Source organism: Antarcticirhabdus aurantiaca, from assembly GCF_009765365.1.
GTDB classification, from domain to species: Bacteria; Pseudomonadota; Alphaproteobacteria; order Rhizobiales; family Rhizobiaceae; genus Antarcticirhabdus; species Antarcticirhabdus aurantiaca.
In genome coordinates, this window is sequence record NZ_VTOM01000007.1 from 145178 (window position 1) to 157510 (window position 12333).

Below are 12333 nucleotides of genomic sequence, written 5' to 3' on the forward strand. Positions count from 1 at the left end.
CGAACCGCCCGCGCTTCAAGTGCGGGGCGGCTCGGCCTCCGGCTTCAGGACTTGCGGCGCACGTAGGACCCCGGCGCTTCCTCGATGGCGTTGAGCCGGCCGCCGCCGGGCTCGCGCGAGGGCACCTGCTCGCCCGACTGGGCCGCCACCCAGGCGTGCCAGTGCGGCCACCAGGAGCCCGCCGTTTCCTCCGCCCGGAGCAGCCAGTCCTCGTAGGGCGCCTCGGCGTCGGGGGCCGGGCCGGTCCAGAACTGGTACTTCTTCTTGTCCGGCGGGTTCACGACGCCGGCGATGTGGCCGGAGCCGGTGAGAACGAAGGTGACCGGCGCGCCGAGAGCGAGGCTGCCCTCGTAGACGCTGCGCGGCGGAGCGATGTGATCTTCCTTGGTCGCGAGATTGTAGATCGGGATCGTCACCTTGGACAGGTCGATGCGCTGGCCGTCGATCTCCATGATCCCGCGCGACAGCCGGTTCTCCAGGTAGCAGTTGCGAAGATAGAACATGTGGTTCGTCTTCGGCATGCGCGTCGCGTCGGCGTTCCAGTACAGGAGGTCGAAGGGCAGTGGCTCCTTGCCCTTCAGGTAGTTGTTGACGAAGTAGGGCCAGATCAGCTCGCCCGAGCGCAGGAGGTTGAAGGCGGCCGACATCTGCGTGCCGTCGAGGTAGCCCTTGGCCTCCATGACCCTGTCGAGAAGGGCGAGCTGCGCCTCGTCGACGAAGACCTTCAGGTCGCCCGCATGGGTGAAGTCGATCTGCGTCGTCAGGAAGGTGCAGGAGCGGATGCGCTCGTCGCCGCGCTCCTTGAGATAGGACAGGCTGGCGGCCAGCAGCGTGCCGCCGACGCAGTAGCCGATGAGGTTCGCCTCGCGCTCGCCCGTGGAGCGCTCCACCGTGTCGAGGCCGAAGGCGATGCCGTCGCGGATGTAGTCGCCCCAGCCGAGCTTCGCCTGCCGCTGATCCGGATTGACCCAGGACACGACGAACACCGTGTGACCCTCGCCGACGGCCCAGCGGATGAAGCTCTTCTGCGGGTTGAGGTCGAGGATGTAGAACTTGTTGATCCAGGGCGGCACGATGAGGAGCGGGCGCTTGAGCACCGTCTCGGTGGTCGGCGTGTATTGGATGATCTGGCAGACGTCGTTCTGCGCGATCACCTTGCCCGGCGTCACCGCCATGTCGCGGCCGACCTCGAAGCGGCTCGCATCCGACTGGCGCAGCTTCAGCGTGCCGCGCCCCGCCGCGATGTCCTCGGCCAGCATCTTCATGCCGCGCACGAGGTTCTGCCCGTTGGCGGCGACCGTTTCGCGGTAGAGCTCGGGATTGGTCGCGACGAAATTGGAGGGGGCGAGGGCGTTGCCGATCTGCTTGACGTAGAAGGCGGCCTTGTGCCGCGTGTGCGGGTCGAGCCCGTCGGCGCGCGCGACGAGGTCGTCGGCCCATCGGGTCGTCAGAACGTAGACCTGCTTCAGCGTGTCGAAGAAGAGGTTCTCGTTCCAGTCCTTGTCGGCGAAGCGCTTGTCGCCGCGGGCCGGCTCCATCGGATCCACGGGCGCTTCGCCCGCGAGACGTCGGATCGAGTTGTTCCACACGTTGAGGTAGCCGGAAAACAGCGCCGTCTGGGCCTCGAGGACCCGGCTCGGATCGCTGATCCAGTATTCGGTGACCTTGGCGAGCGTCTGGGCGACTTCCACCGCGGAGAGCGGCGAGGGGTCGACGTGCTCGCCCCGCTCGCGCGGCTCGACCCAGGCCGAGGCGGCCTTGCCCATGTGCTCGATCATCTTGGCCATGTTGAGCGCGAAGGCTTCCGGATCCTTCACGACATAGGCGTCGGGACCCGGTTCCGACCCGCGAGCATCGCCCGTTCCGTCCGCAGCGGCCATGTCAGTCCTCCCGATCCCAACGCCCGTTCCGCGTCCGGTCCGCCTTGCGGCTGTTATCGGACGGGATCATGCTATAATGGCGCTGATCGATCGCATTGACGAGGCGTGCCGACAACTACCCGGACGAGAAATCCGAACCCCAAGGTTCGGACCGTCCTCGAGGCGTAGACAGCACGACCCCGAACCGGAGCGGACCGAATGGCCCAGCGCGCCACGCCCATCCTGCTTGTTCTCGCCGGCGCCTCGTCGCTCGTCCTAGGCGGCTGCCAGGGCTTTCCCGGCGAAGAGCCGAATCAGGCGCTCGCGAGCTACAACGCGCGGCTGGCGCGTCCGGCCTCGGCGCAGCGGCTCGACGAGAACGGCTTTCCCCTGCTCGGCGCCTATCCCACGGCCGCCGCACCGCAGCTCGACAACGCGACGGTCGCCAACGAGACCGCGCGCCTGTCGCGCCGCTCCGTCGGCAACACGAGCGGCAGCCAGCGGGCGCGCTACGACGCCGCGATCCGCAACGCGGCCGCCGTGCGCCAGCAGCAGCGCCTCGCCATGGACCGAGCTCTGTCCGGCACCGGGGCCGCTCAGGCAGGGGCGCCCCGCACGCCGGCGAACTGACTGCGCAGAGCCTTAGCGAGACAACGAGCCCCTGACTGCGGGCATTGAAGCGGGCGCCATCTGAGCGTCCCGAGGTCTGATTCGATGACGGAAGAATTTCACAAGGTCCGCCGCCTGCCTCCCTACGTGTTCGAGGAGGTCAACAAGAAGAAGGCCGCGGCCAGAGCCAAGGGCGTCGACATCGTCGACCTCGGCATGGGCAATCCGGACCTGCCGACCCCGAGCTTCGTCGTGGACAAGCTCTGCGAGGCGATCCGCGATCCGCGCACGCACCGCTACTCCGCCTCCAAGGGCATCGCCGGGCTTCGCCGCGCCCAGGCCGCCTATTATGCCCGCCGCTTCGGCGTGAAGCTGAACCCGGACACGCAGGTCGTCGCCACCCTCGGCTCGAAGGAAGGCTTCGCCAACATGGCGCAGGCCATCACCGCGCCGGGCGACGTCGTGCTCTGCCCGAACCCGACCTATCCGATTCACGCCTTCGGCTTCCTGATGACCGGCGGCACGATCCGCTCGATTCCCGCCAAGCCCGACGAGGACTTCCTGCGGGCGATCGACCGGGCGGTGCGCCACTCGATCCCGAAGCCCATCGCGATCATCCTGAACTATCCCTCGAACCCGACCGCCTACGAGGCCGACCTCGACTTCTACGCCGAGGTGGTGAAGTTCGCGCGCGAGAACGAGATCATCATCCTCTCGGACCTCGCTTATTCCGAGATCTTCTTCGACGGCGCCCCGCCGCCCTCCGTGCTCCAGGTGCCGGGCGCGATGGACGTGGCCGTGGAGTTCACCTCCATGTCGAAGACCTTCTCGATGCCCGGCTGGCGGGTCGGCTTCGCGGTCGGCAACGAGCGGCTGATCGCGGCGCTCGCCCGCGTGAAGTCCTATCTCGACTACGGCGCCTTCACGCCGATCCAGGTCGCCGCGACGGCGGCGCTGAACGCCGGCGACGAGGCGATCGAGGAGGTGCGCTCGGTCTATCGCCACCGCCGCAACGTTCTCGTCGACGCCTTCGGGCGCGCCGGCTTCGAGGTGCCGCCGCCCTCGTCCACCATGTTCGCCTGGGCGCAGATCCCCGAGCGCTATCGCCATCTCGGCAGCCTGGAGTTCTCCAAGCTCCTGATCGAGAAGGCGGAAGTGGCGGTCGCACCGGGCATCGGCTTCGGCGAATACGGCGACGACTACGTGCGCATCGCCCTCGTCGAGAACGAGCACCGCATCCGGCAGGCCGCGCGCAACATCAAGCGCTTCCTTGCCAGCGAACGGGAAGACGGGCAGAAGGTCGTGGCTCTCGGCGGTCGCCGCTGAGGGCGCGTCCCTCGACACGATTCTTTCGCGAGAAGACATGGCCACTCCCTTGCGGCTCGGCATCGCCGGCCTCGGAACCGTCGGCGGGGCGCTCGCGCGCCTCGTCGAAGCCAAGCGCGACGCGCTGGAGAAGCGCGCCCAACGGCGCATCGAGATCGTCGCCGTTTCGGCGCGCGACAGGATGCGCGAGCGCGGTTTCTCGACCGAGGGTATGGCCTGGCACGACGATCCGGTCTCGCTGGCGAGCCACGCGGAGATCGACGCCTATGTCGAGCTCGTCGGCGGCTCGGAAGGGGCGGCGCTCGAATCGGTGAAGGCGGCGCTGAACCGCGGGATCCCGGTGATCACCGCCAACAAGGCGCTGCTCGCCCATCACGGCGTCCAGCTCGCCAAGCTCGCGGCCAAGAAGAACTCGACGATCCTCTTCGAGGCGGCGGTGGCCGGAGGTATCCCGGTCATCAAGACCATGCGCGAGGCGCTGGCCGGCAACGAGGTGGCGCGCGTCTACGGCATCCTCAACGGCACCTGCAACTACATCCTGACGCGGATGGAGAAGGAAGGCCTGACCTTCGCCGAGTGCCTCGCCGAGGCGCAGCGGCTCGGCTATGCCGAAGCGGACCCGACCTTCGACGTCGGCGGCTTCGACGCCGCGCACAAGCTGGCGATCCTGACCTCGCTCGCCTTCGGCTGCGAGATCGACCTCGATTCGATCTTCATCGAGGGCATCTCCAACGTCGCCATCGAGGACATCGAGGCGGCGGCCGAGCTCGGCTACCGCATCAAGCTCCTGGCGGTGGCGCAGCGCACCGATACGGGCATCGAGCAGCGCGTCCACCCGACCATGATCCCGACGAAGTCTGCGCTCGCGCAGGTCGACGGTGTCACCAACGCGGTGGCGATCGATTCGGACCTTCTCGGCTCGATCCTGCTCGCCGGCCCCGGCGCGGGCGGCAACGCGACGGCCTCGGCGGTGCTCTCCGACGTCATGGACCTCGCGATCGGCTCCGTCACGCCGACGCTCGGCGTCGCGCCAGCGAATCTGACGCCCTACAAGCGGGCGCGGATGCGCGCGCACGAGGGCGGCTACTACATCCGCCTGTCGGTGCTCGACCGCGTCGGCGCCTTCGCCTCGATCGCGCGGCGCATGGCGGAGAACCAGATCTCGCTCGAATCGATCGTCCAGCGCCGCCGTGATTCGGACGGCGCGGAGAGCGACGTGGCGCCGGTCGTGCTCATCACCCACGAGACCACGGAAGCCGCCGTGCGCAAGGCGCTCGACCTTGTTTCCAAGGACGGGCACCTCAAGGGCGAGCCGCACATGATCCGCATCGAGGATCTGTCTCGCGACTGATCGACACGAATGGATGGCGGCGTTGCCTTTTCGCCGCCGCCGGTCATAAGTCTCGCGACCCTTCGCGAAAGGACAGGCTTTCATGAGCACCGCCGAGGCCAGCTTCGCCCAGCTCGACCGGCTGTTGACGCTGGAGATCGCGCGCGTGACGGAGCGCGCCGCCATCGCGGCGGCGATGCTGCGCGGGCGCGGCGACGAGAAGGCGGCCGATCAGGCCGCCGTCGACGCCATGCGCTCCGAGCTGAACGCCCTGGCGATCGACGGGACCATCGTCATCGGCGAGGGCGAGCGCGACGAGGCGCCGATGCTGTTCATCGGCGAAACGGTCGGAACCGGCGGGCCGGCGGTCGACATCGCGCTCGATCCGCTCGAAGGCACCACGGTCTGCGCCAAGAACTTGCCGAACTCGCTGGCCGTGATCGCCGTCGCCCAGCGCGGCAGCCTGCTCAACGCCCCCGACGTCTACATGGAGAAGATCGCGGTCGGCCCCGGCTATCCCGCCGGCATCGTGTCGCTGGAGCGCACCCCGGACGCCAATCTCCACGCGCTCGCCGAGGCCAAGGGCGTCGCCGTCAGCCAGATCACCGCCTGCATCCTCGACCGGCCGCGCCATGCCCAACTCATCGAGGCGGTGCGCGCGACCGGCGCCGCCATCCGGTTGATCGGCGACGGTGACGTTGCCGGCGTCATCCACACGACCGATCCGGCCGAGACGGGCATCGACATCTACATGGGCATCGGCGGCGCTCCGGAGGGCGTCCTCGCGGCCGCGGCGCTGCGCTGCACCGGCGGCCAGATGCAGGGGCGCCTCCAGCTCAACACGCCGGAGAAGCGCGCCCGCGCCGCCAAGATGGGCATCACCGATCCCGCGCGCATCTACGCGGCGGAGGAGATGGCCTCCGGCGACGTCATCTTCGCCGCGACCGGCGTGACCGACGGCAACCTCCTCGACGGCGTTCGCTTCCACGCGACCCATATCGAGACGCACACGCTGCTCATGCGCTCGCGCTCCAAGACCGTGCGCGAGGTGCGCGCCCGCTTCCGCGACGCGTCGCGGTTCGGCCTCTGACGCCGACGGGATCGAACCGGCGGCCCGCGGCGCTGCAGCGCCCGTTCCTGGGCGTCGAGCGCTCGCTCAGCGGTCGCCGATGGGTGTCTTCGCTCGATCTTCGCGCCGAGGGGGAGGCGACGCGCATCGCGCAGGCGCTCGGCCTGCCGAGCGTCGTCGCGCAGCTTCTGGCCGCGCGCGGCGTCGATGCGCCGGGGGCGGCAGGCTTCCTGAAGCCGACGATCCGCGACCTCCTGCCCAATCCCTCGCGCCTAACCGACATGGACGCCGCGGCGTCCCGGCTGGCCGACGCCATCGAGCGCCGCGAGCGCGTCGCGGTCTTCGGCGACTACGACGTCGACGGGGCGGCTTCCTCCGCCATGCTGAAGCGCTACCTCCGCCACTTCGGGCTGGAGGCCGCGGTGCGCATTCCGGACCGGATCTCGGAGGGCTACGGGCCCAACGTGCCCGCGATGATCGAGCTCGTGGAGGACGGCGCAACGCTGATCGTCACGGTGGACTGCGGCACGACCAGTTTCGAGTCGGTTGCCGCAGCGCGCGGCCGGGGCGCCGACATCCTGGTCCTCGACCATCACCAGACGGTGGACGCGCTGCCCGAGGCGAACGCCATCGTCAATCCGAACCGGCGCGACGACGCCTCGGGCCTTGGCCATCTCTGCGCGGCGGGGATCGTCTTCATGACGCTCGTCGCGACCCAGCGCGAGCTGCGCCGACGCGGGCGCGACGCCGCTTCGCTTCCCGACCTGATGCGGCTCCTCGACCTCGTATCGCTGGCGACCGTCTGCGACGTCGTCCCGCTCGTCGGTCTGAACCGCGCCTTCCTCGTGCGCGGCCTTCAAACGATGGGGGAGGCGGGCAATGCCGGCATCGCCGCGCTGGCGCGCGCCGCGCGCCTCCACGGCGCCTTCGATGCCTATCACCTCGGCTTCATCCTCGGCCCGCGCATCAATGCGGGCGGGCGGATCGGCGAGGCCGATCTCGGATCGCGGCTGCTGGCGCTCGACGATCCGATCGAAGCCTTTTCCATCGCCGAGCGGCTCGACGGCCTGAACGCCGAGCGTCAGGCCATGGAGCGCGCCATGCTGGCCCGCGCCGAGGCGGAGGTCGAGGCGGACCTCGCCAGCAAGGCGCCGCCCGCCGTGATCCTGACCGCGAGCGAGCACTACCATCCCGGCATCGTCGGCCTGATCGCGGCGCGGCTGAAGGAGCGGCATCGCCGCCCGGCCGTCGCCGTGGCGGTTGACGGGCTCGGTAAGGGAACGGGTTCGGCGCGCTCCATCGACGGCTTCGACATGGGCCGTGCGATCCGCGGCGCCGTGGAGGCCGGCATCCTGGAAAAGGGCGGTGGCCACGCCATGGCGGCGGGCCTCACCGTCCGGCGGGACCGGCTGGCGGATCTGCGCGCCTTTCTCGAAGAACGCGGCGGCGAGACGGTGTCGGCGCTCGTTTCGGGCGAGGTCCTGCGCATCGACGGGGCGCTGTCCGCGGCCGGGCTCAACGCCGATCTCGTCCACACGATCGAGAAGGCGGGTCCGTTCGGAGCCGGCCATCCCGCGCCGCTCTTCGCTCTGGCGAGCCATCGCATCGGCTCCTCGGCCGCGATCAACGGAGGCCACGTGCGCGCCACGCTGCGCGCGCAGGACGGCTCGACCGTCCAGGCGATCGCCTTCCGCGCGGCCGAGACGCCGATCGGCGAGCGCCTCCTGAAGGATCGCGATCGACCGATCCACGTTGCCGGCGCTCTGTCGATCGACACGTGGCAGGGCCGGCGCGAGGTCCGCTTCCGGATCGTCGACGTCGCCAACGCCTGAGCCGGCATCGGAATCCGGCAGACCCCTAAAATCCTTTGGAATTCCTGAACGGAACGCTGAGGTGGCGAGCCTACAACTCGGCCACCACTAGAGCGGAGCCGTTCCGTGACGTCGCCTATCTTGCAGGCGGTCTCGACCAGAGAGGCCGTGGATCCGGCACTCGAAGCCTGGCGTTTTCTCTGGGTTCCGCTGACGCCCACCCCGCCGGCGCCGAGAGCGGCTCCCGCGATTCCGCCGCCGGCGGCCGTTCAGCCGTCGACCGCGCTGACCATCGCCGAGACCCTGCCGCAGAAGTTCGCCCAGGCGATCCTGCCGGCTGTCATGGCGGCATACCGTCAGAATGCCGACTGACGATCGTCTCGCAATAATAGGGAAGATGGCACGCCCAAGGGGAATCGAACCCCTCTCTCCACCGTGAAAGGGTGGCGTCCTGACCGATAGACGATGGGCGCGTCTGAGGGGGGTATAGGGGTCTTCGCGGCGAACCGCAACCGCAAAGTCGCGTCTGCGGTGGGGAAAACGTCCCGCATCCGGAACGACGAGGACCGGGCCTGAAAACCCGGATCTGTCAGAGGCTTAGCCGCGGCGGCGGCAGCCCCAGTTCCAGTCCCGCTGGCGTCCGACGTCGACGTGCACGGCAGCCGTGTGACAGTAGGTGCCGACGCCGCCGCGACCGGGCAGGGTGCGTGCGAAGTTCGCGAGCTCGAATCGATCGACGCCGGGCACGACGATGTCCGCCGCCTTGCAGGCCATGTGTTGGGAATGGCGGGCGCCGTTGACGCGGCGATTGTGCGCGGGGTTGCGGTAACCGGAGGTGACCACCACGCGCTTGCCGAACTTGCGCTCGATGGCCCGCAGCATGCCGACGAGCTTGGGCTCGAAGCACTGGGTCACGATGTCCTCGCGCTGGACGAGGAGGCCGTTGGGCGCGAGGCGGGCGAGACCCGACAGAGACGCCACCTCGTAGGAGCCGTCGCCGGCTCCTGTGTCTTCCATGACCTCCTCGTCGTCGAGCGAGGCGCGCTGGCCGATCTCGAAGAGCGAGGACGCGTCGACGCCGGGAAGGGCGTTGTCACCCCCGCCGCCGACCTCGGTCGGCGCGCCTTCGCGCTCGAGGATGACGCGGCGGCTGCGCGTGCGATCGGCGTTGGGAAGAGGCGTGCGTGGCTCGGCGCTGGCGAAGAGCGAGCCGAACCGGGTGCCGTTGTTGCCGCTGCGAGCGGCCTCGTCGCCGTTGCCCCGGACGGTTCCGCCGGAATAGGCGGCGATCGACGCCGTGTTGGCGAGGAACGGCGACTGCGCCGAAGGCTTGGGATTGGAAGCGGATGCAGTCGCGGAGGCAGCGACCTCGGCGGCGTCCGCACCGCGCGCGGCCGCCGCGATCTGCTCCGTGGCGGCTGCGTCTGCGCCGGCGGACACGTCGGAAGGAATCGACGGTGCGTCGCCGCCCGCGGCGGCATCAGCCAGGGCCGATGCCGGTTTCTCCGTCGCGCCGCTGTTGAAGCCGAAGGCCGAGGAATCGTCCACGGCGGACACGCAACCGCTCGCCATGGGCGCCACGACGAGGGCGACCCCGAGCAGCCATGCCCGGCCGTCGCGCGCGCGGCGGATCAATCCACGGTCGATCATTCGGTCCCCAATCCCTCTCCGCGCCGGGCCTTGCCCGAGCACGCCATGCGAGCCGACAAGTCGGCCCGGCTGGACGCGGTCGAGGTTCGTTGGCCGGGCATCCCCTCCCGGTTCGCCGGCGATCATCACGCCGGCGTGCGGACGAACCTCGCCCATTCAAAAGCCCGTTACCGGCCGATTAAGGCGGCAGGATGACGGGTCGTCAAGTTGGTTGTCTACCAAGTGCCTGTATTGGACATGGATTTCCACGGTTCAGCCGGTTGCTTGGCTTCGCCGCGCTGCAGCAACTCGAACGAGATATTGTCGGGTGACTTCACGAAAGCCATGTATCCGTCGCGCGGCGGACGGTTGATGACGACGCCGGCTTCCATCAGCTTGGCGCAGGTCTCGTAGATGTCCTCGACCTCGAAGGCGAGATGGCCGAAGTTGCGGCCTCCCGTATAGGTCTCGGGGTCCCAGTTGTAGGTCAGCTCCATCAGCGGAGCCTTGGTCTGGCGGGCAGTCTCGGCGTCCTCGGATGCGGCCAGGAACACCAGGGTATAGCGCCCCTTCTCGTTCTCGACGCGGCGGGTTTCGACCAGCCCGAGCTTGTTGCAGTAGAAGTCGAGCGACTGGTCAAGGTCGGTGACCCGGACCATGGTGTGGAGGTAGCGCATCCCGAATCCTTTTCGTTGCCGCGGCCGGTCAGGATAGGGCGGCAGCGCGCGCGAAAAAAGGAGGGCCGTGCCGAGGTCCTTCTGAGCCGGTGGATTCGAGGAGAACCGATCGCCGTCCGGTTGTTCATTATCCGTCGGGCCATCCCACCCGAGCTGTCGGGCGCGACGAACCGCCGCGCGATCCGTTCCTTCGATACGCAAATTTTAGCGATTCGTGCTCCGCGGCCTTGCCTGGACTCCATCCCCTGATGCTAAGCTCAGGGGCACGATTCACCAGACGAGCGGGACTCCCGAATGTCGGAGAGAACCTCTGCCCCACTCGGCCGCGATGCGCGAGCTTCCGTTGTCGACGAGGTCGATCTGGATGTCGTGTCGGGGCACATCAAATGGTTCGATGTCGCCAAGGGATTCGGCTTCATCGTGCCGGACGACCAGGGACCCGACATCCTCCTGCACGTGACCTGCCTGCGGCGCGACGGCTTCGCGACGGCCTTGGAGGGCGCGCGGCTCGTCTGCGAGGTTCAGGAGGGCGAGCGCGGACGCCAAGCGTTTCGCGTCCTGTCCATGGACATGTCGAGCGCGACCCATCCCTCCCAGCTTCCCCCGAGCCGGACCCACGCCAATGTCGTGCCGTCGAGCGATCTCGTTCCGGCCACGGTGAAGTGGTTCAACCGCACGAAGGGCTACGGCTTCCTGACGCAGGGCGAGGGCACGAGCGACATCTTCGTCCACATGGAAACGCTCCGCCGCTACGGCATGACGGAGTTGCGACCGGGGCAGGACGTGCTCGTCCGCTTCGGAACCAGCGGCAAGGGCCTGATGGCCGCCGAGGTGCATCCCGGCAGCGGCCCCGCCGGACCGGCGGCGCACTGACAGGCGAAAGACGAGATCCGATGTCCCGGAAGATCCTGACCCTCGGCCTGGCCGGCGCAGTCTGCCTCGTCGCCGGCTATTTCGCCTACGCGGCCAACAGCCTGTCCACCGCCGTCCTCACCACCGACACCGGCAAGCACGAGATCGCGGTCGAGGTCGCGGACACGCCGGAGACCCGCGCGACCGGGCTGATGAACCGCCCCTCCATGCCGGAGGATCACGGCATGCTGTTCGATTTCGACGAGAACCGCGACGTGACGATGTGGATGAAGAACACCCTCATCCCGCTCGACATGCTGTTCATCGACGAGACGGGCAAGGTGACGCGGGTGTCGACAAACGCGCAGCCCTTGTCGCTCGCGACCATCCCCTCGGGCGGCCCCGTACGCTACGTGCTGGAGATCAACGGGGGCGCGGCCGCGCGCTACGGCGTGAAGGCAGGCGACAGGCTCGCCCACCCGATCATTCCGGCCGCCAACTGAGGTGTTTCGCCGCCTTCAGTGAGTCCAGGGCTGGCGGCGGTCGTAGCGGAAGTTGTCGGAATAGGAGACGCGCACGCGCTTGGTCTCGAGCGGCTCTTCGATCCGGTAGGCGATGCCGTTGCGCTCGGCATAGGCGATCGCCTGCTCCTTGTTCTCGAAGCTCAGCCGAACCTGCTGGAACATGTCTCCCGACGAGGTGTAGCCCATCAGGGGCTCCACCTGCTTGCGCTCGGCCGGCTCGTATTCGAGCAGCCATTCCCGCGTCTTCGCCTTGCCCGATTGCATGGCGGTGCGGGTGGGGCGGTAGATTCTGGCAACCATGGCGCGATCCGGGCTTCAAGCGTCTTTGGCGGATCGCCGCGGCCTCGGGCGATGGTCGGAGCGGCAGGATTCGAACCTGCGACCCTCTGGTCCCAAACCAGATGCGCTACCAGGCTGCGCTACGCTCCGTGAGGCTCGGTTCGACCCGACACCGTCGATGTGCAGCGCGCCAGGGTCGAAGTCAAGGCGGAGGCTCGGGCGAAGCTGAACCGGGGATGACCCGTCCGCCTCCCGCCGGCGGCGAAGCGAGCTCCTCGGCGCTCCCGGCAGGATCGCAGCCGTTGATGCCTCACGACGGTTCTCAGACAGCGTCGGAAGTACTTCAAGCAGGTCGGTCAGGCATTGCT

13 protein-coding genes and 2 tRNA genes are annotated in these 12333 nt (G+C 68.6%); 9 read left to right on the forward strand and 6 right to left on the reverse strand.

Annotated features, from left to right (window positions below):
* Positions 1-44: 44 nt before the first annotated feature.
* A complete protein-coding gene (phaC, locus tag FZN60_RS10535; protein ID WP_158873447.1) occupies positions 45-1880 on the reverse strand; it encodes a class I poly(R)-hydroxyalkanoic acid synthase in 1836 nt (611 codons plus the stop codon).
* 198 nt (positions 1881-2078) lie between these two features.
* On the opposite strand from phaC, the gene FZN60_RS10540 reads away from it, so the two are divergent.
* From FZN60_RS10540 to FZN60_RS10565, 6 genes are all read left to right on the forward strand, one after another.
* Positions 2079-2489 (forward strand): hypothetical protein, encoded by a 411-nt coding sequence (locus FZN60_RS10540; protein ID WP_158873448.1) that lies wholly within the window; start codon positions 2079-2081, stop codon positions 2487-2489.
* An 84-nt stretch (positions 2490-2573) separates the two neighbouring features.
* Positions 2574-3794, forward strand: a complete 1221-nt coding sequence (locus FZN60_RS10545; RefSeq protein WP_158873449.1) for an LL-diaminopimelate aminotransferase — start codon at positions 2574-2576, stop codon at positions 3792-3794.
* A gap of 37 nt (positions 3795-3831) precedes the next feature.
* On the forward strand, positions 3832-5145 hold the full coding sequence (locus FZN60_RS10550; protein WP_158873450.1) for a homoserine dehydrogenase: 1314 nt from the start codon (positions 3832-3834) through the stop codon (positions 5143-5145).
* An 82-nt stretch (positions 5146-5227) separates the two neighbouring features.
* Positions 5228-6214: a class II fructose-bisphosphatase gene (gene glpX, locus FZN60_RS10555; protein ID WP_158873451.1), complete on the forward strand. Its 987-nt coding sequence runs from the start codon at positions 5228-5230 to the stop codon at positions 6212-6214.
* An 83-nt stretch (positions 6215-6297) separates the two neighbouring features.
* A complete protein-coding gene (recJ, locus tag FZN60_RS10560) occupies positions 6298-8025 on the forward strand; it encodes a single-stranded-DNA-specific exonuclease RecJ (protein WP_246726700.1) in 1728 nt (575 codons plus the stop codon).
* A gap of 147 nt (positions 8026-8172) precedes the next feature.
* Positions 8173-8376, forward strand: a complete 204-nt coding sequence (locus tag FZN60_RS10565) for a hypothetical protein (RefSeq protein WP_158873452.1) — start codon at positions 8173-8175, stop codon at positions 8374-8376.
* A gap of 26 nt (positions 8377-8402) precedes the next feature.
* On the opposite strand, the gene FZN60_RS10570 is transcribed toward FZN60_RS10565, so the two are convergent.
* A tRNA-Glu gene (locus FZN60_RS10570) sits at positions 8403-8477 on the reverse strand.
* 124 nt (positions 8478-8601) lie between these two features.
* Entirely contained in the window at positions 8602-9654 is a 1053-nt protein-coding gene (locus FZN60_RS10575) for a YcbK family protein (RefSeq protein WP_158873453.1), read from the reverse strand.
* Positions 9655-9699: 45 nt separating this feature from the next.
* Here FZN60_RS10575 and FZN60_RS10580 point away from each other — a divergent pair, with 45 nt between their 5' ends.
* Positions 9700-9849 carry a hypothetical protein gene (locus FZN60_RS10580; protein ID WP_158873454.1) on the forward strand — a complete coding sequence of 50 codons (150 nt, stop codon included), beginning with the start codon at positions 9700-9702 and terminating at the stop codon, positions 9847-9849.
* A gap of 20 nt (positions 9850-9869) precedes the next feature.
* Here the strand turns inward: FZN60_RS10580 and FZN60_RS10585 are convergent, their stop codons facing one another.
* Positions 9870-10310 (reverse strand): VOC family protein, encoded by a 441-nt coding sequence (locus FZN60_RS10585; protein ID WP_158873528.1) that lies wholly within the window; start codon positions 10308-10310, stop codon positions 9870-9872.
* A 294-nt stretch (positions 10311-10604) separates the two neighbouring features.
* On the opposite strand from FZN60_RS10585, the gene FZN60_RS10590 reads away from it, so the two are divergent.
* Complete coding sequence (locus tag FZN60_RS10590; protein WP_158873455.1) at positions 10605-11183, forward strand: cold-shock protein; 579 nt, start codon at positions 10605-10607, stop codon at positions 11181-11183.
* Positions 11184-11203: 20 nt separating this feature from the next.
* Positions 11204-11665, forward strand: coding sequence for a DUF192 domain-containing protein (locus FZN60_RS10595; protein WP_158873456.1), 462 nt, complete (start codon positions 11204-11206; stop codon positions 11663-11665).
* 15 nt (positions 11666-11680) lie between these two features.
* On the opposite strand, the gene FZN60_RS10600 is transcribed toward FZN60_RS10595, so the two are convergent.
* Together FZN60_RS10600 and FZN60_RS10605 are read right to left on the reverse strand one after the other, a co-directional pair.
* A complete protein-coding gene (locus FZN60_RS10600) occupies positions 11681-11986 on the reverse strand; it encodes an ETC complex I subunit (RefSeq protein ID WP_158873457.1) in 306 nt (101 codons plus the stop codon).
* Between the two features lie 52 nt (positions 11987-12038).
* A tRNA-Pro gene (locus FZN60_RS10605) sits at positions 12039-12115 on the reverse strand.
* Positions 12116-12333: the final 218 nt, after the last annotated feature.